Raw genomic sequence first — 25,511 nt, forward strand, 5'->3', positions numbered from 1 at the left:
ATTAGTTTGCGTCCCTGCAAACATTTATATTTTATACACTGTACTTTATTTCTAATTTTGAATTCAAATCCATACGTACCCCATTCTTGAATTGAATAACATAGGTATTTTGTTCTGCTTTAAAAACAGCATCTATCTTTTTCCCGTTTAATGTTACAATCACGCGATTTACCTGTATGCCTTTTACTTTATCTAAGGTAAATTCATGTAATTTTAAGTTTCCATAACGCAGGTTTAATTCTGCTATCAGCGTTTCATTTTCAATTTTTTGAATAAACTGTCCCCAGCCTTCTGCAGTTGTAAATGCCGCTTTAAAATGATCTTGTTGCATACGCGGTCCAAAAGCAAGTTTCCCTTCTGGGCCATCATATTTATAACCACACATCGCCATAAAAGCACTATAACTTGCTAAAGCTCTAGCGTAATGATCACCACATTCTACTTCGTTATAAGGGTTACGAAGGTTGGGTTGATAACGATCGCTAATGGCTTTACCAATAGCCAATCCTTTTTCTAGCATACCTTCCCAAATCATGTGTGCGGATACCTGCCATTCAAATCCAGACATGCACTCATTATAATATTTATGGAAATTTGTTTTTTGTGCATTTTCTTTTCCAAAAGGCCAAGTACACATTACCAATCCCGCATCGCCTTCAGCAGCATACCAACGTCCTTTAGGATGCTCTTTTCTGAAATCGCCAACATTTGGAGCGAAATTATAGGTCCATAGCGACTCTAAAGCTTTCCGAGCCTTGTCTCTTGGCAACAGCGGCTCTAATCCGACGTTATACAGCCAAAACTCACCAAGAACTTGATCGATATGGCACCCCGTAGTAGAACCTCGTGTTTTTTCTGGTTCTAATTCTGGAATATGAATAAAGTAATTAAACTCGTCTTTCCACATTAAATCTACCATCGCGGCAGCTCCTTTTGTAGCAAGCGTTTCGTAACGTTGTGCTACTGCGGTTTCATTCATTTGTTTGGCCATAACCGCCGATGCTCTAAGTGCTGCGATATACATATTTGTTAACCAATGTACTTTACCAAACCAGTTGCCATCTAGTGTGTTGTGTTGTGCCCCTGTCATAACCCCATCTTCATCCTCATCCCATGTTTTTATCACATAATCCATGGTTAATTTGGTACGTTCCCAAACACTTTTTAAGAAGGTATAATCTGTAGTCATTTGGCTTTCGCGAAGCACTCTTAAAATGGTTCCACATTGCCCATCTGGCGCCTCCTTAAATGCTTTGGTAGAACAGCGAAAATTCATCGCGCCTGTATCGGCTTTTAAACTTAAATCTAAATCTACTTGTTCGCGACATTCGCGTTCTATTACAGGAAATAAGCGGGATACCCCTTGGGCATAATGCCAAACATGTGTACAATTTCCTTCGCAACAGCTCACACCTTCGTCCAAGCCATATCTATTATTTTGCATCGCCAAGCGTTTGGCTAATTGGGTTTGCATACAATCTATCGGAATAAAAGTGCGTTCTAAAAACCAATAGGGCAAAGTTGAATCGTACCAGGTCTCTACCCATTTTTGAGTTTCACTTCTAAGCTCGTCTTCTTTTAAGGCGACAACCTTTGCAGAGGTACTGGCATTAGGCCATTGCGTCGCATAATAATTGATATCTCTAGACCATTCTGTTTTTCCATAACCTTCTACATATCTGGCATTAGGAAAACGCCATGATAGTGTAAAGGCAATGGTTTTACGTGCTCCGGGTTTTAATGTAAACTCACGACCTAAAGATGCATAGGCCTTATCGTTGAACGGGCGTTTTTGTATGTGTTTAGCTTTATTGTTCGGTTTATTGGCTGTAAACAGATTAACTTCTCCAGCTTGAGAGCGCATGGTATCTACAAAATCGGCTTTCTCCTCGCCTAATACCCCGAGTGCTACAGCGCCAAAATCGTTGGCGTGATGAAACGGGATTTTGTGGTCTTCACCGTCATCATCTAAAGATTCGGTCCAACATTCTACAACCGATAGTCCTTCTAATTCTTGATACTGACTTAAACGAACGCCGTTACTATTTTCTTTTCCTGTTCTATAATTAGAGAAATTCTCTATCCATCCGCCAATAGCGATATCCTGTTCTTCTTCAGATGTATTTTCGATGGTGTATCGCATCACGATTACCGGATAACTTGAATCATCTCGATTTAACGGAATAAAAGGGGTATAAGCTTCTAGGTGCACGGTTACAGGGCAATTGGTATCAGCATACTGCACATCTCCCATAGGGTACTTATTGGTAAACTTAATATCTTGAAAACCGTTCGCATCTAACCTAAACACCCGTTTCGATTTACCAGACCCTACTTGCAAGGCAAACCCCTGGTCTATTGGACTGTAAGGCGTATCCGGTTTCATATATTTATGTCCAGACCCCATTTCTTTCCAAACGTCATCCGGCTCCCCATCCAAATTCCAACGCCATAGTCGGCCATCGCCTCCTAAATAGATTTGCCCCGTACCAATACCATTTATTGGCATACCTATATATTTTAAATCTTGACCCGTGGCATGCATGGCCTCTCCTCTTGCATACAAACTTTCAATCCATGCTTTGGTGAGTTTTTTATCGGCAGGAATGACATGATCGAAATCCGTTTCACTAAAAGGGCCTGCCATAAGTTTAATAGGATTAATTGCTAACATAGCAGCCGATAAACTAACCGTTTTTATAAAACTTCTACGACTGTTATCTGTATTCTGGTTCGTTTCACAACAGCCTGAACCTGCGCAACAACTATTTTCATTATCCTTATTAGCCATATTTTTTAAAATTCTGTTTTACAATCAATACTTTATCAAACGTCCTTAGCGTTTAGTACGGTTGGCATCATTTACCATATTTTCAGCCTCGGTGGCGGCACGTACTGGTCCTACACTTTTAATTTTTGCATTTTCGGTACCTTTAAATTTGATGACCTCAGTTTCAGTTTGGTTGTCTAATTTAATATCTGTAGCATGCATCTTCGCGTTTTCATCAAAATTGCCATAGCCTTCCCAAACCGATAATTTAATAGCCATAGTTTCAGGAATAAATTTTGGGTCTGCCGTTTTAATAACAACATCGTGACCTGTACCATTTATTTTTGCCAATAAGGTATTCGCTAATCCATTCCGGCTATCTAAAATCGTCATCTCCACTTTCGCATTTTTGGCATTGGTATACGGAATACAAAAGGCCTCGCCATATTTAGCATCGGCACTACTATTTATTACTGTATCGCCATTCCCAATATTATACCCTGTAGCCACACAATCGCGTACCACACAATCAATAATGGTATCTCCCGACGTGCTTAAACCGGTACAAATCCCTCTTCGCATTTGGGTTACCGTACAATTTTTAATGGTCGTGTTTTTGGTTTTATGTCCATTATATTCTGGATACATACGGATACCATCTTCGCTGAGCGAAATGATTTCTCCTGGTAATATTTTACCATCTGCTGCCACAATGGTACCTTCTATATAATTGCCTTTAGCCGCGTAGAACTTTTTATCGAAACCATAACCTGAAGTTTCAGCCAACATGGCATCTGTGGTTCGTAACAGTCCATCGACTTGGCAGTTTTCGATCAGGGTGTTTTCCGCACCTTGTAAAAAGATAGCGTGCCCCATGGCGCGCATATGCACTTGGCAACCCAATAATTTTACATTTTTAGCAGGATAGCCTACGCGAATACCGTTCATTTTACGAACATCGCCGCCACCTAAACCATACAAATAGCCATAACCCCACGGATTAGACCCTGTGGTTCGGACTTCTACATCCTTTAAAGTCACATGTTCACCAACGATATTAAACATCTTGTTTTTACTTTGAAGTCCCGGTGTATCACCATACGTTTCAATATATAATCCTTCCAACGTCACGTGATTTCCAGAAATTTCGATGGCGCAATACATGCTATTACCATCATCACTTTTAACTAAATCGGGACGACTAAATAACTTAGTATCTACCATAAACCGAGCACCTCTTAAATCGTAATACGCATTATTACTGGTGATTTCAATGAATCTTATCTTTTCAGCAGCATCAATTTGATAATTACCCGGACTGAGTTTTACGTGAACGTTATCCTGATTTATATACCTTTTAAAATCCTTAAGTGTGTGTACTTCTATAACTTTAGGCTCTTTATTTTTTTCTTGCGCCTGACTTGAAAACCCCGTCAAAAAAACGGCGAGTAGTACTAAAATATATCGTTTCATAAGTTCTTGTAAGTTTTAATTTGTTTGTTCTTCTCTAACTAACTTTCCGTTTTTGTATTCTTTTACAGATACTTTTACCTTACCATCTTCAGCGTCTATATTTTCTATTTTAAGCTCTTGTACACGACCATCTGTTAAAGTAACAGTTAATTCACTTTCGTTTTTAGCTTCTACAGATTTTACTAAAGACTCCTTCTCATAAGGTTCTATTACAGAAAGGTATCTGGCTTGTTTTCCTTTAGACCTTACCGCCATCGATTTTAATCTTGACGCTTCATCACCCAACGGAAAATCGCCCCCTATTTTAGCTTCAAAACGTGCCACATCTAATCCGTTTAAATCTACGGTAATTGTCGCCAATCCTTTGTTATTTTTAGGCATAGCTGGTGTGGCATAATCCATAGGTTCGCCGGCTATTTTTATAGGTCCGCCATAATAATCTTTCCCTTTTACTTCTGGAATTAAAACATTGTCGTAGGTCATCGGTAACGTCGATAAACTCACTTTAGAACCATCTTTTAAAATGACTTTAGCGTCTCCCAAAAAAATGGTATTATTCCTAATTTTCCCTGGCGTTTTTGTGGTTAGTTTTAGCTTTCTACTTCCTGACACATCAACCGAAACATTTTTACTTCCTAAAATCCAGGCACCTGTACTATCATTTAGCACTTCTTTTTCATCAGCCAAAACGGAATACCACAATTTTTTATTGACATAAAACCCTTCTGTAGAAGTTCCTATCATGACCTCTGCTTTTTTAGGCCAGGCATTAAATACATCAATTTTTAAAGGACCATCTATACTATTTGGTAAGCGCACACCTTCATTATCGCAACCATCTCCCCAACACATTTCAAATTGTGTTCTTGAAGTCCCTTCTACATCATACCAATTACAATCGGTAATAAATTGAGCACTACTTAACGGATTAGCATTCATTTGATTGGTGTGACGATTAAACGTTGTTTTATTGGAAGTAATATTTTTAAACCCTTTAGCTTGAAACATCCAATCGAACTCATGTTCTTCGTCTCCTTTTAAGTAATCCGCTAATACAATATAATCATCCAGAACCACCATGGCACGACGTTGTAATACCGGTTCTGTATATGCTGTAACCTCACCAAATTCGGGCTGTGTTTCTGGCAAATCTATCGTTCTACTTTCTGCCCACATTTTTTCAGCAAAAGTTTGCTTATTATTAGGGATTCCGCCGTAAGGTGGATGACTCCATTTGGAATCGGTTTCAATGACCGTCGCCTGCATCATAGCGCCTGAATGAAATAACAATCTTGAATTTTCTACTGGTTGTTGCATTTTTTGATCAACGACAACCATATTTTTATTTATAGAGGTTTGTTTCCAAAATTTATACAAATAACTTCCGTAGCCATACCAAAACATAAGCGTACCGTAAAAACTTCGTCCATACCTACTCATGTGTACCAAATTAGTACGGTCGAAATGCCCATGATAACCACCGTGAGAACCGTAATGTAATGCTGCTTGAATTTGTTCGGGTTGTTCTCTATCTGCTGTTTGAGACCTCAATTGCACAATCCCCATATTATCTGCATAAGCCGAAACTTTCATTTTTTCTGAAGTCACTTGTGGTAAATCTGGAACCCCATAAAGTAAGTCTCGTTTATCACTTCTATTAATAATGGCTGCATACTCTGGATCCTTATACAAATAATATGCTAACTCGTATGATTTCCCCGAAAGCTTATCCTCAACAGCGTCGTTTACAGCTAACAATACGCCTCTAAAATCCATAAACGGAATTGAAGCATCCCACATGTCTTTTATTTTAACACTGTTTTTTTCAATTTTTCCCCATTTTTCAAATTCCATCCCCATAATGCCACCTTGTCGTCTGCTAGATAGTAATGAAAAGTGTTTTGTAGTCCCTATCGGGAAGGTTCTATCTTTAAAATTAATGCCCCAAGGTTCTAAGGCTAATGCAATTTCTGAAAATTCTGTTGCAACCCAAGTATTGTATCCAACAGCACACTCGTACCACCAACCATCGCTCATAATACCGTGCTCGAGATGCTTGTATATCCCTGTTGGTCCTTCTAAGAGTTGATTGATTAAGTGCCAATCTTGTAAATTTAAAGCACAATAAAAGGCCGCTGTTAATTCGGCTACATTCCAATTACTAATAGCCCCTTTCGTATTGCCTTTTAAAGTTTGGTTAACAAATAATCTAAATGTTTGCGCTGTTAAGGTTTTATCTTGTGCTGTAACTTGTGGGCTATTTCTAATTAAATCGTACATTCTTCCCACAGCTTGCCAGAATTTACCCTCGCCTACAAACGAATTACTTCCCCCAACCAAAGTCGCTGGATATCCTGTTTTTGGATCTATTAATCGTCGTAATAATTGTAAACACTTTGCTGCGTATGCTTCGTTCCCGGTTAATTGATAGGCAATAGCACAATTATAAATTTCTCTCCCATCTGTATGAAAAACCGACTGACCTAAAGGACGTTCGGTTGCCTTAGTAAAATCTGTTCCGTTTGGCACCTGCCATTTTTCGGCTTTGTTTACATACTCTTGCAAACCGTCCTTGGCCCAATCATACCTTTCTACTTTGTCTCTTACCTTTTGCCAACCCGTTTTGGTAAATACAATATTTGGAAAAGGAACCTGTATAGCTGTTGTAAACGTTATGGTAGACAGCGCTTCACCTTTCCCATTGGCAATAGCATTTACCACCTGATGCTCTCTGATCCCTTCTGGTAAATGCTTGGGAATATAAACGGTTAATTCGGCAGTTTTAACTTCTCCTGGTTCTAAAAAGATCTTTCTAGGATTCAGTTTACTGGTCATGGATTCCCATCCCATAGTTTGAAGTGTTAACTGAATAGCTTGTGGGGTGTTGGTCGTATTACCGACTTGAAATTCATACGTTACTTCGGTGTCTACTGAAGCTGATTTTCCTTGAATTTCAGCCTCTAAATAAGCGGTTTTCCCTTTAGACACCCGAATATTTTTAATTTTATACGTCTTATTTGTATCCGATTGTATTGACAGTAAGAACTCTTTTACCGCAAAAAGTGTTGCGGTACGCTGCCCAAGATCCACATCAAACACATCCCAAGGTATATAAACCGATTGCCAGCCTTTTCCAACAATTTCTACATGGGCTTTACTTATCGGATTTAAATCGCCATAATCTAAAGAATCGACTTTAAAGGTCGCTTGAATTTGAGCTACTGTTTCTTTCTCAAAATATACATCGAAAGCAACCCCTTTGTAGTTTGTCCAATCTGCCGCGTCGCCTAAAAACGGTCGACTGATCCCCGGAAAATATATTCTATTTTGATTGGAATAGGTGTACGAAATGGTATCCTTAGCTGCAACCGTAGCAACGTCCTTCGTTACTTTAGATAGCCCTTTCCAATCGGAAAAATCGGCGCTACCAATTAAATCCTTATTTTGAGCAATACCAACCTGAACACAAAACAATACGACACACCATACGATACGGTGTAAACTATTTAAATGATTTTGCTGTGAATTCTTATGTTCCAAATCGATTATTTTTTAATGTATTGTATCGTATTATCCGTTCCTAAATCTGTAATTTCACCTTTAGATGCTCCTGAAACTCCAGAGCTTTTATCTGATAAATACACCGGATAGGTTGTAAGATTATGAAGTTCGAAATCGAAACCTTTAAAATCATTTTGATTGGGTAGGTTCCCATGAAGTAATCTGATGTTCTTTTTATCGCCTCCCACTTTAATTTGTAGACCTTGATCTACCCCTTGGCTAGAACCCTGAAGGCTAATAGTATGCCCACTACCACCAATATAAGCCACAGCACCAGAGCCATTATAATAAGGTTCTTCGGAAGGTATCAGTGTGATATCCGCATTATACCCCTTATCGCTTTCGTAGGTTGAAGCGTAAGCAGGGCCATAAGTTACATCGGCTTTACAATTCACGACGTCACCAGAACCTAAAGAAAATCCGTTTTCACAACCTTTGGCAACACAACCTTCAACATATTTTTTTCCTGTGGCATGAGCAATCGTTACCCCTGTACGCATGTATTTTATAGTGCAATTTAACACCGTAACATTAGAGGTACCACGTCTGTAATTTTTACCATCAATTACGGTTTCTCCGCCATCGTAAGCTCGAATCCCGGCCTCTCCTGTACTTAGCATATAGCCTTTTGGAAGTTTATAACCCCAAACGGTCATAAAATCGACATCGAAAGCAGGTCCAGAAGTTTCTGCCAACATATCGTCAGTTTTTCGAACTTCCCCTTCCACTTCACAGCCCTCTATAATCGGATTGTTAGCGCCTTGCATAAAAATGCAATGCCCATAACTTCTGTGAATAAACTTTGAATTTTTTAAGTGATTAGATTCCCCACGCACCAAACACGCACTGTGCTTGCGATGCGGGATAACCGACTTCCCACCTTTCCCAAAAGCATCGCCATAGCCATACGGGAAAGACCCTTTGGTGGTGACATGAAATCCTTCAATTTTATTATGAGACCCGTCCATTACAATATTGGTGGCGCGACGTGTTGGCGCATCGTGTACCGAACCGACATCTGCAAGCGTTAAATTTTTAAGCACATTGTTATTTCCTATGATTTGTAATTCGTGAATTTGAAAATTACCAAAGGCTTGCAACACTTTTGTATCTACATTTATAGTTACTCCTGTAAAATCGTAAGTACTATTATTCCCTTCAAAAAGCAATAATACCTTGCTCGTATTTTTAATTATGGTTTCATCGGAAAACAGCCCCTTTTTAACATCTTCTGCAGTTATGGAATATACACCCGGTTTCATCTTTACTTGTACATTGTTCTGCTTTAAAAACGGTTTTAAGGCTTGTAATGAATTTACCATAGTTTGCGCTGTTAATTGAACGCTAGAAACACTAAAAAGTGCTATACTTAGTAATACTGCAAATTTTGAAAATGCCGGAATTTGTTTTGATTTTAATTGAAAATTAAATGTCGTCATGGTTTGATTTTAAGCTTAATTTTATCGTACGCTTTGAGAGATAAAAATAAAGAAGCGCTAGGGAATTCGATATAAACTATGATTCAATCGTTATAAATTATATCCCTAAACAGAAAAGGTGAAGCAAAAGGCTTGAAAAACCGTTACTTCACCTGCACCAAAATAAAAAGAATACTAATTTTAATTCTTATAATTTCAATTGTGTTTCTGCACCATTAAAGCTAATGGTTTGAATTTGTCCACCAATCAATTCAACTTTAAAGTTCATCGGGTTTGCAGAAAAATCTATATAAGAATCCTGTCCTTTTTTTATTTGAAGTGTTTTCTCAGTTTCGCTATAATTTAAGTGAATCTCCGAGTAAGCACCCTTTTCGTAATCGTAGGTTTCGCTATCATCAAAATACAAGGTAAATTGCGCATCTGCTCCAGGATATACTTTTATGGTGATAGGCTCGTTGGTTTCTTGCGTAGCGTACTGCACTTTTGGCCCGAATGGTATAATAGATCCTGCTTTAACAAAAAGTGGTGTTTCATCTAAATCGGCTTTTACAGCATGCTGTTCTCCGCCATTAAGCATTTCATTGGTCCAGAAATTATACCAAGTTCCCTTTGGAAAATACATGTTTTTTTCACGTTGTTTATATTCGGTAACGATGCCAACCATAATAGATTCTCCAAATAAAAACTGATCTTTAATTCCCCATGTCTTGTTATCATTTGGATAGTGATAAGCCAACGGACTCATTAATTGCTTACTATTGGTTGTGATTTGCCAGGCTTGTGAATAAATGTATGGCATCAGTTGGTAACGTAAATCGATAAATTTTCGGGCGGTACGTTCAAAGGCTTCATTATAGCGCCAAATTTCTGTTTCCGAAACATAGCCATGAATTCTAAAGATTGGACTAAAGGTTCCAAACTGAAACCAACGGGTTAATAGTTCAATAAACTCCGGATTGGTATATTGATTATCGAATTCTGGATTTATCGATTTTGAATCTCTAAAAAATCCACCAATATCATGCGTCCAGTACGGAACTCCTGCCATGGTAAAATTAAGTCCCGCCGAAATTTGCTCCTCCAACTGTTCCCAAGACGCTTCTACATCGCCCGACCACGACGTTGCACCATAACGCTGCTGCCCAGCATAAGCTGAACGCGTTAAATTAAACACACGTTCTTTTGGAAATTCCTCGCGGCGACCATCGTACATGGCTTTGGTTACGAGAAGGGAATACGGATTTTGAACTTCTTCAAAACGCCCTACGGCAGTCATTTGTGTTGCATCGTTTACACCTTCGGGTTCTGTCCCATCTAACCAAATAGAACTGACACCTTTATGAAACATGGAGTCGCTTAACATACGATAAAATCGTTCGCTTACCCCATCGTCGTAAATGTCGATGTAGTTACTACTCTTTATTTTTTAAGATTGTATTTTTTCTCTAACGCTTCGTTTTTCACTTCTGGCCAAACAGATACCATGAGTTTTAGGTTTAACGCTTTTAGATCTGAAACCATAGCATCTGGATCTGGATATTTTGCGGGATCCCACTCTGGCCCTTTCGTGCCTTTTGGCCAATAAAACCAGTCTTGAACAATATTATCAAACGGAATTTGGCGTTCACGCATTTCCCGTGCATTGACTAATAATTCCTCCTGATTGTGATACCGCTCGCGACATTGCCAAAACCCATAAGCGCTTTTTGCAAATAAAGGTGCGGTTCCCGTTAATTTCTGATATTGAGAAATTACAGCTTCAGGATTTACCCCCTGAACCATATAATAATCTATCGCCTGACCCTGTGTGCTACTAAACACCGTTTTGTTATAATCTGGCTCGTTGTAATACAAATTTCCAGGAATTTTAGCACCGGAATTTTGAAATATCACCTGATACGTTTTTCCGGCTTCTAAATGTTTTTTACCAGAATATCTGCGAGGCATCCAAATGGTTGAATAATTAATTACAGCATCGCCATCTATACTCACATTAATTTCGCCACGCATGCGACCGCCATGATCACTTAGGGCTAAAAATGTGTATTCTCCTGTTTTCGTAGGCGTGAATGTGGTTTCACGGATATTTTTTTCTGCCGCATCCGATTTCTTAATATGTGCCGCAACATCTTCTTTTTCACCTTCTACAGCAACCGTAGCAGAATCAGTTGATTCGGTAACAGTCTTCATGTCTTCAAATATAATTTCATGTTGGGGTGAATTAAAATCGGTTAGACTATAATTATGCCAATAAATACCATAACCTTTGGTAGACACCACAAACGGAATAGCGATTTCTTGATTGTATTGTTGCAGTCGGATGGGTACATGTTTCCAATTCATAATACCACTTTGAAACTGCCCTAAACCATACAACGCTTCGTCACCTGCTACAAAACCTTGAGACACTTTATGCTGATCTCCTTCAGGTTGAATATATGTTAGTTCTTCGGTTTCTGACAGTAACTCCCGATTCGCTTTCGTTGAATAGCTTATAATGCCATCGCTAGAAATAGTAACCTCTAAGGAATCTGTGCGCAACGTTAACAGGTCTTCGGATTCCTTTAGCTCCCAAGACACATTCTGAGGTTTTAAAACCGTAACATAATCTGGAAGTGCAGAAGATTCGTCGCCTAACTTTATCTTTTTAACGTGAATTATGGAAGGGTTTATAACCTCAACTTGAATACGGATACTGTCTTTGTGAATGCTTAGGCCATGCTCATTTTTTTCAAATTGATTTTTGAATTTCGATTGGCAGCTAACTACTACACTAAGTATAATTAGGCATAAAAGTAATTGAATTGGTTTTGTCATTTTTAGCTAGGTTTCGTTAATTTATTGTTTTGGAAATCCTTCTGGTAAAGGTGGTATGTTTAAAACTTCTTTTTCATTAGCAGATCTGTTAGATGTGGTTTGTTTATCACCGTACCAATACACGCCTACACCATACCCCATATCGCAATCGGTGCCGCTCCAAACTTCCATATCTAATTGTAAACTATGTTCAAAAGGCATAACATCTAGCGCTCTACTTCTAGTTTCTGTACTATAACCCTGTGTGTTTCGCTCTTGGGTCGTTTTTCTGTTTAGCTTATTATAAACATGGCTTTTAGGTTGCGCATGAAAGGGGTGTTCGTAAAAATCGGTACTTACGCCACCCCATGAATACGCATAATAATCTTCGGTTCCTGTACCAAAAATGGAAGGAAAATCTTCCCCGTCTACCCAAATGCGTTCATCGCCTTCTCCCCACCATTTTTTTACTGGATTCATTATGGTAAGCGCATCACCTACATACACGCCACGTCCTTTTAGTGTGACGTAATTCCAATCTGAAAACGGCCGTGTTGGCACCGGATATTGTCCTTTCCAAGCAGCATTAAAATACATGCTTTCAGCATCCCATTGCCAGTCTCCTACTGTTGCTTTTAAATCCACTTGAATAGATTCATCTCCCAAATTAACGACTGATATTTTAACCGACTTCTGGTATGGCATAACCCATCTACACGTCATCGTGCCATCTTCTCTTACCGTTCTATACCAACCTTGGTAGGGATTTAAACCGATGCCACTTCCGAAAAAATCGCCAATAGGACACCATACGGTTTGTTGGCCATCACATTCAATTTTTAAAACAACGGTCCGAGTAACTTCTGGATTTTGATAATTATCTAATTTTAAACGCAATTCCCGAATAGCCGCATGGCCTTTTGGTAAGCTTACCGACTTTTCTGTATTGGAATCCAATTGAGCTGTGAACGACACAACTTCTCCTAAATGTGCTACTTTAGGCTTTAATAAACGTTCCCCAACCTGTTTAACTAGGGGCAGGCTATTTTTAAAATCTGCCTTGGTAAGTGTTTTAACCGATACCTCATCATTGTAAGCACGATAGGTGAATTGATAAAAGAACGGCATCGCATCCGTGGTAATTTTACAACGCTTCGCAAAAGGAATAGGATAAAAAGAAACTGCCGAACGCATGGATTGGTGGGCTAAAGGATAAGGAATGGCGCCAGTACCATCTAATAAGCCCAACATATTGCCTTCAAAAACAGGCTCGTCGTTACCATCCAAAAAGATTTTAATTTGAATATCGGTATCGGGTTTATCCGATTTTAAAAACGGCATCCAAGTCCGTACGATAGCCCCTGGTCCCGTATAATCCATCAACACCCAAGATTTTTTACCGTTTTTTTCTTCTATTCTTATAAAATTACGATCCTTATCACTGCTGTTATAATCGTGATTTGTAAACCACCCTACGGTATCTTTCGGGGTTTTAGAAGCTCTGTTATAGCTACTTTCTTGTTTGAGTCTGAAATTGTGTTTAGGAAATCGAGCAACAGCATCACGGTCTACCATATCCTGAAGCAAGGTTTCAACCGTTATTTCAGGAGTCTTTTGTGCAAAACTCATCACCGTAAACAAGACACAAAATACGGATAAGGAATACGATCTTTTTGATAAGGGACTACGCATAAGGTTTCGGTTTAGTTTTTCTGAATAGCCTCTTGGTACAAGGTTTCGGTTCGTGTTCTCAAGGTGTTTAAAATATCGTTGTACGCCGGATTGTTGGCTAAATTTTGCTGTTCCATCGGATCTTTCTCCATATCGTACAGTTCCTCGATCCTAGGTGTATGCTCGTAATACACAAAATATTTCCAACGCTCGGTACGGACCCCATGTGCACGATAGGATTTGTTAGTTTTAATTAATTCCTGATTTATAGCATCGACATTGTCTTGGTAGCGTTCTTTAAACATAGCCACCAAAAACAAATCTTCCATAAAGACGGCATCTCGCCATTGCGACATATTTTGAGTATGATTTAATACGCCTGTAATATTGTTTCCTTGCATACTTTTTGGAGGCTCTATGCCTGCTAGCGATACAATGGTTGGCGCCATATCTACCGAAGACACCAAAGCTGGTTCCCGATATTTGCGTTGCGATTCGGCTTTGCGTCCGTCGTAAACAATCAATGGTGCTTTAACCGATTCGTCGTACAACAAACATTTATCAAATAATCCGTGAGATCCTTGAAAACGGCCGTTATCGCTAGTATAAATGATGATGGTATTTTCGAGCATGTCTTTTTCTTTCAGTTTTTCGATCAACTTACCTACTTGATCGTCTACCGAATATCCTTGAGTTGCAAAACGACGCACCAAACGCTGGTATTGCTCTGGCTTTGCCGATCGCTGACGGTGTAAATACACGCCTCTCGCATTTTCTTTTACAACCTCTGGTAACAGTTCGTTATCGCCTGCCACATAATTATCAGGCACCGAAAAGTCCTTGTTTTCAAACTGTTCAAAATGCGGCATATACATATCCTTATTGGCATCGTGCTTTACGGCATAAAAACTAACCGACAAACAAAACGGTTTATCTTTAGGCTGAGTGTCTATAAATCGTAACATGGCCTCCCCTGTTCGTAAGGTTCGTCCGGAATTCTCTCTATCTGCTTTATATATTTCTTGTAATGCAGCATCGTTTTCGGGCCAGAACACAAAACCTTTATCATCACGGGTTTCGCTACCGGCAAAGAAATCGAAAACATCACCTACATTATCCTTGTAGAAATGCGCTTTGGGTGTACTTGGTCTCACTGCCTCTTTAGTTACCGTAAAACCAAACTTACCTATAAAACCAGTTCGATACCCAGCCTTTTTCAAGATGGCGGGATAACTTTTATCAAAATCGGCTTGAGACAAGGTATAATCGTCGGGCGCTACAAAACCCACTCGGTGATTAGAATTGTAACGCCCCGTCATCATAGTTACCCGGCTAGGCATGCAAATGGCTACGGCATAAAAGGCATTATCGAAAGTAACGCCTTCTTGCGCTAATTTATCGATATGGGGTGTATTAAATTCTGGTCGTCCGTAACAGCCCATATTATCCCAACGCTGATCGTCGGTCATTAAAAAAATGATATTTGGTTTTTGGTCTTCCGAAGTCGAAGTAGTCGTTTGTGTTTGCCCACCACTCTGCGCATACCCTAGTATGACCGACAAAAAAAAGAAACTAAAACTTAATGTGTTTTTCAATTTATAGACTATCATTTTCCGCTGCTGTTTTTACACTCCTATTAGGGCTTTTCAATACCGTACCAGTTTTATTTTTGATGGATTTTAAAAAGCACAGAAGTCCTAAAACAATACTATAAAATTCTATTCAGGGATTCTATAAATCATGATTCATAAGTTATAAGCTATGATGTATTACTAGCCCTAGCGCGGGCTATAGCATAACATAATGTTTAGGAAAAGTAAAGCATTATAGAAAAGTTAGTTTTCAAATTCTTCAATTCGACACAAAACCAATCCTAGTTTTTACCACAAAATCTTGACATCTTTTGGCCACTGCTCAACATCGGTATACGCTTGATTGCCTGTTTTAAAACTGCTATTTTGAAATTTGACATCGCATTTTAATAAGCCCATATCAATTTTTTCATTATCAAAATAACTATTAATCACATACGATGGGCCACGAACAATGCGCCACATAGCACCCCAAGTGTTATTTACAATTTTGCATTTATTTAAAATAACATGTTGTGGCACCCACTTTGGATCTTCAGTATATTCAAATTTATTATAGTAGGATTCGCAAGGAAACCACAGCGCTACACGCTTAAAATTGGCCATATACAACTTATGAAAAAACAGATAGCCAGCCATATTATTATCTGCCTGTATGCCATTACCTTTGCCTTCTTGCATCACACAACGTTGGCTAAAGACATATTTCGCCGATGTATATTTATTCGATTTTCCTTCGGAAGGAAAAGACATATCGCAATCGGATTGTAACACATGGCCCACAAATAAAAAGTAAATATTATGATGAAGGCCGCCACGTGTTCCGTTATGTTGAAACACACTATTATCCATTATAATATGGTTTACCCTACTTATACCCACACCATGCGACCCCATGTTTTTAACGGTCACATTTTGCCACATTAACCGTTCGTGCCTGTTGTTATCGTCGCCGCGTAAATTTAAGCCACTTCCCGTTTCATTGCCCCCTAAAAACGTTAGGTCTTTAAACACCACATCGGTTAATTTCATCTTAGGCACTTGATTGATAAAATTGCCAGAACCAATATGTTTTATGGTGGTTAAATCGCGACCAGCACCACACAGTGTAACCCGACTTTTAATGATTAAATCGCCTGTTTCAAATACGCCCGACTCTAATAGCACGATACCTCCACCAGCATCATGCACCTCGTCAATAGCCCCCTGAATATCATCTCCAGGATTTAAAGTTAGTACCCGATCTAAATATTGCTTAGGATACTGCGCATGTTTAAAATCAGTTCCCCATTTATCATCCATTACTTTTAAAACCTCCTTCTCTATTTTAACCTTAGTTATAATATAATTGGGTCGCGGATTTGGCAATGGCTTCAGTTTTATTGCTAAAAGAGTATCTAACGCATCATCAACAAGAACAGGTTTGCTTTCCGGATAATACCCAGCCTTTTCAATTTTAAAGTGTATTGTTTTTGAAAGGTTATCTGTAATTGTCCAAATAAATTGGCCATCAGACTTCGTCTTCAGTGCTTCGTCATTATAACTTATTTCAACACCATCTAAAGGCGTATTATTTGCATCTGTAACAAGCCCACGCAAAACGTTTTGCGCCATGAGTATGGGAGCCATTACTAGAAAACAAAAGGAAGATAGAATGTACTTCATAAGTAATTCAAACCATTAATTTTTTAAAAAACCTTAATTCTGGACGGGTGTTACATAATTATAATACACAGCGCCTTCCATTTCACCCGTTTGATTATAAAACCAGGTTTGGATAAATGCTGGTCCTTTTGGTAGATTCTTCAAACTGAATGTTACACCATCTGCCTTAGGGTCTGCGGCTTTCTTTTCGTCGACATAAACCGTATCGCCATTCCAGATTTTTATTCTAGCACTCGCTATATCTAAAGCCTTTCCAAAATCGCCTCCAGAAGTTAAGTCCGTTTGCTTTTCAATTTCTTTTGGCCAACGGCGTAAATCAAAATTATACGTACCTGTTTTATCAAATTCTACTGCTATAAAACCGCTACCCGAATCTCCTTTTTTCACATTACTTTGATCCCAAATAAAGGTACCATGAAAATCGTGTGCATGCAGCGTTGTTTTAGGCTCTGCTTTATTGCCTATAATAATTCTCGTATACTCGTCGGAACGCGCCTCAACCAATTTCCACCAGGCTTCGTATTCCGCTTTTAATTCGGCAACCAAATCATCATATTCTGAATTTGAAATGATGTTGTTTTTTTGTTTTTCATCGACTAATACATCGTACAATTCCCAATCAGACGTACTACTATTTCGTATTAAGCGCCATTTATGAACAATAACATCGCCTTGCCAATCATCTTTTTTCACGGATAGTTTTTTGTATTTCTCTGGAAATTCTGTCCACATATCGTTTATAACTACCGCTCGATTTTTGTAAGCTATTGGATCATTTTTAGGGTTATCATCTAACATTGGAACAAAACTACGGCCTCTTATTTTAAGATTTTCTGGACGGTTTGCCACATCTTCTAAATCTAGCAGATCCATAAACGTAGGTAACCAATCGATATGTGCCGTTAAGGGCTGCACATCTTTACCTTGACCTGAACCACCCAAATGTCCGTTGGGCCATCTTATAAAACACGGCACACGTGTACCACCATCGTAATTAGACCCTTTGCCACCACGTAAATAGCCGCCATCACCGTTATCTGTAGTAAACACAAGAATGGTATTATCCGCTATGCCTTTATCGTCTAAAAACTTTAATAAACGCCCCATATTTTTATCGATATTTTCAATGGTTCCTTTTTTTGCACTAACGCCTTCGCGCGCATCTGGCGGCAATACATGCGGTGCATGAGCTGTTCCTAAAGGGATATAAGCAAAAAATGGTTTGTTTTTTTCGATGTTATCGGTCATAAAATCCATAGCCCGATTCATAAAAAAATTGGTCGTAAAAGCACCTGGAATACCATCATCTTCATCGGTCATTTCTACCAGCGTATCATTCACCCACATATGTGCGTGGTTATTGGTATTGCCCCAATAATCGGGTTGCTGACCGGTGCCACCGCCTTTAATCCAAGCCACATATTCAAAACCGCGATCTTTGGGTCTAAAAGGATAGTTGTCTCCCAAATGCCATTTAAAAAAGAGTCCCGTAGCATAGCCATTGGCTTTAAAAATATCGGCCATCGTAATCTCATCGGCACGCATCATATTTCTACCATTAATGGTATGCCAAACCCCTACAACATCGCTAGGTCTTCCTGTAAGTAAAGCCCCGCGCGTTGGCGAACAACTGGGCGAGACATGAAAATCTGTTAGCCTTACAGACTCTTTTCCTAATGCATCGATATTGGGTGTTTGTGGTGCATTCGCTTTGAAATAAGAAAACGAACTGTGACTAATATCATCGGGCATAACGAAAATTACATTGGGGCGATTTTGCATTTGGGCAAAACCTAAGTTTGAATGCGCCAAAAATATTGTTAAAAGTAAACCGAGTTTTGAAAGTTTCATATTTGTATATTTTGTAATGAGGTAAACTATTATATATTATTAAATAATTTGAACTTCATTTCAAATGGTTCTATAGCCTAGTCTCTCTGATTTGAAAGTCCTTTACTATTTTAATAGATTATTAGCATACAATAATACCCATAACCATAATATTATCTTATAAATTATGATTCATTGTATATAACTTATGAATACTTCAGAATAGTTTAGCACATAATTAAACCAAACAGAATCTATTTTACAAACACTGATTTGAATTCAATATTTAGAAACAAGAAAAGTGCTTATTTAGCTAAGCACTTAGTAATTACCATAGTAATTTTACATCTCCAGGCCATTGGTCCACTGATGAATAGGTTTGGTTTCCAGTAATAAATTCGCTATTTTCTATAGTTACATCGCAATGTAATAATCCCATATCTATTTTTTTGTTATTAAATGTACAGTTTATTACAAAAGATTCTTTGACACTACGCCACATGGCTCCCCAAGTATTATCGACCACATTACAACGGTTAAGGATGATATTTTGAGGGGCATATTTAGGATTTTCTGTATAATTATATTTATCGTAGTAATTTTCGCAAGGAAACCATAAAGCGACACGGCCACAACCAGAAATGTCGAATTTATGAAGAAAAATATAACCAGCTTCTTCATGGTCGGCCTGAATACCATTACCATTTGCATCTCGAATTTTACAGCGCTGGGCCAACACAAATTCGCAAGACGTGTACTTGTTACCTTTGCCTTTTATAGGGTTAGACATATCGCAATCGGACTGTAAAATATACTTATTATACAAAAAATACACATTGTGATACAATCCTCCTCCAGAACCATTATATTGAAAATCGCAATGGTCCATAATAATATTATCGGTACGTTTTAAATGCACACCTTGTGCCGACCAATCTCTGACTGTAATATTTTGAAACATAATTCGGTTATGACGACTCCCGTTTTTTCCGGACATACGTATACCATTAGCCTTGCCTTTACGAGTGCCTTGAAGGATTAAATCTTTTATTACAAAATCGGTCACTTGATGTTCTGGTTCTACATTTATTCCAGAGACCAACATGTCTGGCCCTTGCATAATAATAGTCTCTGCCTGACGTTCGCCCACAAGCGTTACATTACTCCTTGGTAGCAAGGTATCTTCTAAATAATGAATTCCTTTTTTTACTACAACAACCCCTCCACCTGCTGCACTAGCAGTATCTATAGCAGATTGTATTGATTCTCCAGGACTGACCTCTATAACATAATCTAAAAATTGCTCCGGATAACTAACATGTTTAAATGCATTGTTCCATTTATCCTGCATAATGGTATACACTTCAGACTCTATTTTAACCTTATCTATTTTATAATTCACATGTCTTTGAAAGGATTTAGTGTCATATAAAAAGTAGTGTGTTATCCACGTTTTTTCACCATTTACAGGAACTGAAATTGCAATACGGTTACCTAGAGAGATTAAATTACCATTTGCAAAGAGCTGTTCTTTAATTAAATTCTGATCTATAGACATGGTTAGTCCCACTTTAGAATTAGGATTTTCGATAGTTAGTTTAGTATTTGGTGTTATCGATTCAAATCCTTTTAAATTTAAGTTCACACTTAAACCTCCAAGAGCCTTGGTAAACTGAATGGCATTACCACTAATGTTTACATAATCTTCCAACGTATTTTCAGTTTTAATTTTATAGGGATAAATGATTTGAAAAGGAAGTTCTGCCTTGTTATTTTCTGCTTTAAATGATGTCGAAGTATTCCACTCTAAATGCATGGGCTTTGAACCTGTGTTTTGAATAGCATGTTCTACAACAAAACCCTGTTTAGACAGTTTTATTCTTTTTTTATAGATATAAGCATAGCCAAAATCACTAGAAATAGTATGAGTAAAATCTATCCAATCTGCCCCATAATTAATTTTCCATGTGCCATGATCTAGAATTTTGTATTCGGTTTGTTCCGAATTGTTTACAACACGCTTAGGCTTTTGAAGAATTCCAACACCTAAACGGATAAATTTTCCGCTATTAGTGGCTTCAGTATATCCAATAGTGGCCTCCTCTATAGGTCCCGAAAGATTTTCAATCGTCTTAGATTTCTGATTTAATGAAGAGGCTTTAAATATAGATTGTCCTTTATATTCTAAACTGGCTATAAGTCCCGACCAATCCCAATCCGATCCCTGATAAAATCCTTTTTTACGATCCGGTAAAAATAAAGACATAGTCACATTATCATTAGAAATTTCGGTATGGGGATATTTTAAATACCTTTCCTCTTGTGCATATCCTTGATTAATAAAACACCCTGCTAAACACAGCATGTATAACAAAATTTTTATATTCATAATCCGTTTTTATTAATTACATATAATTAAACACATGATTTTTCTATTAAAGTTTAAGATAATATCGTGTTCCTTTTACGGTGATAAATGCAAGTAAATCAGCTTGCTCTGATTTTAAAACTATGGGTCTTCCACTAGAAGTCGTTAGTGTTGCCTTAGTAATACCTTCATATTTCAGTTTACAAACTCCACCGCTTCTAGATAGAATTTCTAAGGCTTTAGCCTTACCGTCTTTCCAAACCACCGAAAATTCGAAATTACCCCTAGCCACCAAGCCAGAATAAGCACCAGTATTCCAGGCTTTAGGCAATGCAGGTAATATTTGAATATAATCTTCATGGCTTTGAATCAGCATTTCTGCTACCCCAGCCATAGTTCCAAAATTACCATCAATTTGAAATGGCGGATGTGTAGTCCATAAATTTGGTAAAGTACGCTCTTTTATAAATTTTGAATATACATTATGAGCCTTCTCGCCTTCCTTTGTACGTGCACGTGAATTCATACGATGCGCCATTGCCCAGCCCGTGGTGTTATTCCCTCTTAAATCTAAAGTATGACGAGCGGCTTGCATCCATTCTGGAGTGGCATCGTTAATTAAAGTGCCTGGATAAAGGGCACATAAATGCGAGATATGCCTGTGGTGCTTTTGTCCGATTTCGCCATAATATTCTTCTTCCCTAAATTCTTTGATCTGACCTGATTTTCCAATGATAATAGGATCTAATTTTGTTAATTGATCTTTAACGGTCTGCTTAAAACCATCCTGAATATCGAGAACATGGTAAGCTTTTAATAGATCGTGATGATTTTCCCAAACCAGTTCTTGATCAAAGGTCGTTCCAGCGGTAATATAATTATCTCCATTATGTTTTTGCTCTGGAGATGCCGATGGATTTACAAGTAACAAACTATCATTTACCGGTACTAAAGTTTTAGATAAAAACTGACTCATACCTAAAATAGCGGGATAGCCTGTTTCCTTCAAAAAGGTGGTATCTCTCGTAAAGTCGTAATAATCCCAAAACATTTTAGTTGTTAAAGCACCTGTTCCCGGCCCGGAATGTCCGCCAGGTCCCACAATTTTATAAGGTGTAGTGCCCGTTCCTATGGTCCAACCGTTTTCTAAGCTATCTTTGGCTAGCGCTTCTGGGTGGTGTGCTTTTAAATATTCTGTCGCTAATTGTTTTGCTTTAGGATGATAAGCTTTAAAGAACTCGATATACGGTGTAAAGGTTTCAGCTAAATTAGTATTAAATGCCCCCCAATAATTCATTTGCACATTAATATTATGCCAAAATCCACCAGTAAAAGGTGTAACTTCATATTGGCTCCAAACACCTTGTAAACCACAAGGCAATGTCCCTGGACGAGAAGTTGAGATTAATAAATAGCGCCCATAGTGAAACATGAGTTCTTCTAAATAAGAATTTGAGGCATCTGTCTGATAATCAATTAACACCTTTTTTGTTGGTTTATTTGGGATTTCTGTATTAAACTGAAGCTTTACATTAGAAAATAATGATTGATAATCGTCTATATGAGTTTGCTTCAATTTTTCATAACCTTTTTTTGATGCCGTTTGTATAATCTGGCTTACCTTCTCATGTGGATAAACATTAGGATCTAATTTTTTACTGTGATTATCTTCTAAAAACACAGCTTCTGTTAATTTGTAATTTGTTCCCGCACTTACTAGTAAAACTACGCTATCTGCATGGGTTACTTTTATTTCAGATTGCTCACCATTTTGACTGGTTGATAAGGTTCCTCCTGTAGGTATTACTTTTATCTGTCCTTCATAATTCACACTAAAATGCTCTATACATCCAGACATGGTTATGGTATTATCGGTGACGGTCATATATCCCGTTCGTGTGTTTTTCTCTGTTGGTTTTCGTAAATATGGAATTTCGGGCTTTAGTACGAAGGAAATCTGTCCTTTTTTATCGGCACTCAATTTAATTACCAACACATTATCAGGATAACTCATAAAATGTGTTCTGGTATAGCTTACGCCATCTTGTTTATAATTAACATAGGCTATGGCTTCGTTTAGGTTTATTGAACGTTTATAGTGAGTTGGATTAGTATGATTAAATTCTAAATTAATTTCTGCAAAACTTGTTAAACCCCCTATTCCGTATAAACCTTCGTTAGCCAATGTTTTTTCGGTAAGTTGTATACGCTCAACATCGGTTCTACCAAAAATATTTGCTCCCATATAACCATTACCAACTGGGTAAGAATGTAACTCCCAATCTTCATCGTACGGATATCCTCTCGCTTTGGTAATATTGAAATCCCCACCACGATTTGGAGCCGGTTCATCATCCCAAACCATATAAGTACGTTCGGTTAAATTTAATCTAGGATCTGAAGTTATCTGACTAAAACTAAAGTTGCAACTCCATAAAAAACAGAAGCATATTATAAGGTATGCATATTTACAAAAGGTATCTATTTTCATCGGGTTCTTAGTGCAATTCATTAAAATTTCATCTAGTTTTGGGATCTTAAGGCATTAACTTTGTCGTTAGCATTATGCTTGATGTGGCGCTTATAATCTTGGGTGTAGAGGCTGGCTACATTGGTGTATTCTTCGGGTAGTTTGTTGTAATTTGCCCAAGCCTTATCGTAAATCTTTATCCAATGTTTAACCCCTTCTAAATCACCTTTAGATTCTGCATCAGACATATACACAAGTGCTCTATAAATTTCATATAATCTTAGGCCATATTCGGCAGAACCAATGGCATGCTCTTTTGTAGCCTCATCTTGCCATGTAATAGACTTTGCTAGAGCTACAATCTCTTGCCATTTTAAAACCGATTCATCTTTTTGTGCTAAATTTCGTTTTTGCCCTTCAGCATCTTTTGCCGCTGCAGGCCAACCAATACCTTGATCTCGAGTCCACCACACATCGCTAATATCATTTTGCACCGTATTTCTACCTCGAATTACAGCTTCGGCAGACAATAGGCATAGTGCTCTAAATTTTGCAACATCATCTCCTTTTAAGTTTAAGCGTTCTGTAGCATATCTATTAAAAATAAACGCTTCTCTTTGGGTTGTGTTTTGAGCCCATTGGGCCATAACCCAAGCATTTAAATCGCACCACATTTCATTTTTTATATAAGGCCCTTCCCAGCCTCCTCCACGAGACCAGGTCCAAATACCGGCATATAAATCTGGAGTGGTTTCAACAAATTCTCGTATACTTTTTATTTCTGTTTCAGGCATGTTGGCATGCTCTTCAAAACCTTCAATAACCCCATTGGCAATATAATTTGGGTACGCTCCTTTACCTTCGTATTCTCGTGCAGCTTGCACTTCGATAATTTGAGGATGTCTACCCTGACCTATAAGTTTGCTAAATGGACGCGCTCTATGAAAATCGCCTTCACATTGTTTTATGCTTATGATTAGGTTTTTATGAGGTTCGATGGCATTACTCATCTTCATATATGTACTTTCATTTCTATCAAAAGCATTCCATGTTCTAAAAATGAGTTGTTTATCGCGTTTTATACAAATTTCTTCCTTTAAAATATGCATTAACGGAATAATGGTTTTATCGGCACTCGTTTTATCCTGAATAGCGCCTTGATGAAAGGGAGCATCATGTAAATAGGTTTCTCCTATGCGCACTACCAAACCATCTAAATCGGGGAACTGATCGAACATTTCGTTAATTTGAGCCCTTATAAATTTCTCGGTAAGCGGCCGATTAGGATCACCAAAGGTGTCTTCTATATGATATTTTTTAATTAATCGCTTTGGAAATAAAACCAGGTCGGACATGGCGTAAATGGCCATGCCTTCTGCTTTACATTGGGCATGCATTTTTTTTATTTGTTCTGCTTTGGCGTCTACCCAAATTCTATCTTCGGACCCTTTTGGTAAAATATCCTTATCTACAGATTCCCAAGTGATCGCTAAGGCAGGAGATTCGAATAAAAAATAAACCTTACCGTTATATCCCATCTCCTTAATCACAGCCGGATCGTTATAAACTGTTCGATAAGGTGCTTCTCCTGGATTGTGATGTACCATATCTAGAACCAACGGACTAGGGTATTGATGTTGCCCTTTAACTTTACCGCTAAAACAGACTAATACTATGATTGCTAAAAAAAATTGTAAACGTTTGTTCATATTTAAAATCTTCTTGTTCTTTTTATTTAGGCCAAGCTGCCAAATATGGAATATTACATGCCTAGCGATGGCGTACAACTGCATTTTGGCTGCTATTTTAAAACAGCTTACCCACAGTTCTAACACATACTAACCGCATGTAAGGTTCTCTGTTTACAGAAAGTAAA

General features: G+C 38.1%; 13 protein-coding genes. All 13 read right to left on the reverse strand.

The window, feature by feature from the left end; genetic code table 11:
• Nucleotides 1-31: 31 nt before the first annotated feature.
• Nucleotides 32-2,791 carry a GH116 family glycosyl-hydrolase gene (locus A9D35_RS05185; protein ID WP_066219924.1) on the reverse strand — a complete coding sequence of 920 codons (2,760 nt, stop codon included), beginning with the start codon at nt 2,789-2,791 and terminating at the stop codon, nt 32-34.
• A gap of 45 nt (nt 2,792-2,836) precedes the next feature.
• Nucleotides 2,837-4,243 (reverse strand): right-handed parallel beta-helix repeat-containing protein, encoded by a 1,407-nt coding sequence (locus tag A9D35_RS05190; RefSeq protein WP_066219927.1) that lies wholly within the window; start codon nt 4,241-4,243, stop codon nt 2,837-2,839.
• 15 nt (nt 4,244-4,258) lie between these two features.
• Entirely contained in the window at nt 4,259-7,783 is a 3,525-nt protein-coding gene (locus tag A9D35_RS05195; protein ID WP_141675478.1) for a COG1470 family protein, read from the reverse strand.
• A 5-nt stretch (nt 7,784-7,788) separates the two neighbouring features.
• Nucleotides 7,789-9,243, reverse strand: a complete 1,455-nt coding sequence (locus tag A9D35_RS05200; RefSeq protein ID WP_066219932.1) for a hypothetical protein — start codon at nt 9,241-9,243, stop codon at nt 7,789-7,791.
• A 187-nt stretch (nt 9,244-9,430) separates the two neighbouring features.
• Nucleotides 9,431-10,666, reverse strand: a complete 1,236-nt coding sequence (locus A9D35_RS19435) for a glycoside hydrolase family 31 protein (RefSeq protein WP_369692200.1) — start codon at nt 10,664-10,666, stop codon at nt 9,431-9,433.
• Nucleotides 10,663-12,060: a TIM-barrel domain-containing protein gene (locus A9D35_RS19440; RefSeq protein ID WP_066219937.1), complete on the reverse strand. Its 1,398-nt coding sequence runs from the start codon at nt 12,058-12,060 to the stop codon at nt 10,663-10,665. The genes A9D35_RS19435 and A9D35_RS19440 overlap by 4 nt, the downstream gene beginning before the upstream one ends.
• 21 nt (nt 12,061-12,081) lie before the next feature.
• Nucleotides 12,082-13,731, reverse strand: coding sequence for a glycoside hydrolase family 172 protein (locus A9D35_RS05215; RefSeq protein ID WP_083191622.1), 1,650 nt, complete (start codon nt 13,729-13,731; stop codon nt 12,082-12,084).
• An 11-nt stretch (nt 13,732-13,742) separates the two neighbouring features.
• Nucleotides 13,743-15,272 (reverse strand): sulfatase-like hydrolase/transferase, encoded by a 1,530-nt coding sequence (locus A9D35_RS05220; protein WP_218017727.1) that lies wholly within the window; start codon nt 15,270-15,272, stop codon nt 13,743-13,745.
• 318 nt (nt 15,273-15,590) lie between these two features.
• Nucleotides 15,591-16,967 (reverse strand): right-handed parallel beta-helix repeat-containing protein, encoded by a 1,377-nt coding sequence (locus A9D35_RS05225; protein WP_141675479.1) that lies wholly within the window; start codon nt 16,965-16,967, stop codon nt 15,591-15,593.
• A gap of 33 nt (nt 16,968-17,000) precedes the next feature.
• Nucleotides 17,001-18,818, reverse strand: a complete 1,818-nt coding sequence (locus A9D35_RS05230) for a sulfatase-like hydrolase/transferase (RefSeq protein WP_066219947.1) — start codon at nt 18,816-18,818, stop codon at nt 17,001-17,003.
• A 307-nt stretch (nt 18,819-19,125) separates the two neighbouring features.
• Complete coding sequence (locus A9D35_RS05235) at nt 19,126-21,186, reverse strand: hypothetical protein (RefSeq protein ID WP_066219949.1); 2,061 nt, start codon at nt 21,184-21,186, stop codon at nt 19,126-19,128.
• Nucleotides 21,187-21,232: 46 nt separating this feature from the next.
• Nucleotides 21,233-23,677 (reverse strand): glycosyl hydrolase family 95 catalytic domain-containing protein, encoded by a 2,445-nt coding sequence (locus A9D35_RS05240; RefSeq protein ID WP_083191624.1) that lies wholly within the window; start codon nt 23,675-23,677, stop codon nt 21,233-21,235.
• Between the two features lie 11 nt (nt 23,678-23,688).
• Nucleotides 23,689-25,344, reverse strand: coding sequence for a hypothetical protein (locus tag A9D35_RS05245; protein WP_066219955.1), 1,656 nt, complete (start codon nt 25,342-25,344; stop codon nt 23,689-23,691).
• Nucleotides 25,345-25,511: the final 167 nt, after the last annotated feature.

Origin of the sequence: Formosa haliotis (genome assembly GCF_001685485.1) — a bacterium.
GTDB classification, from domain to species: Bacteria; Bacteroidota; Bacteroidia; order Flavobacteriales; family Flavobacteriaceae; genus Formosa; species Formosa haliotis.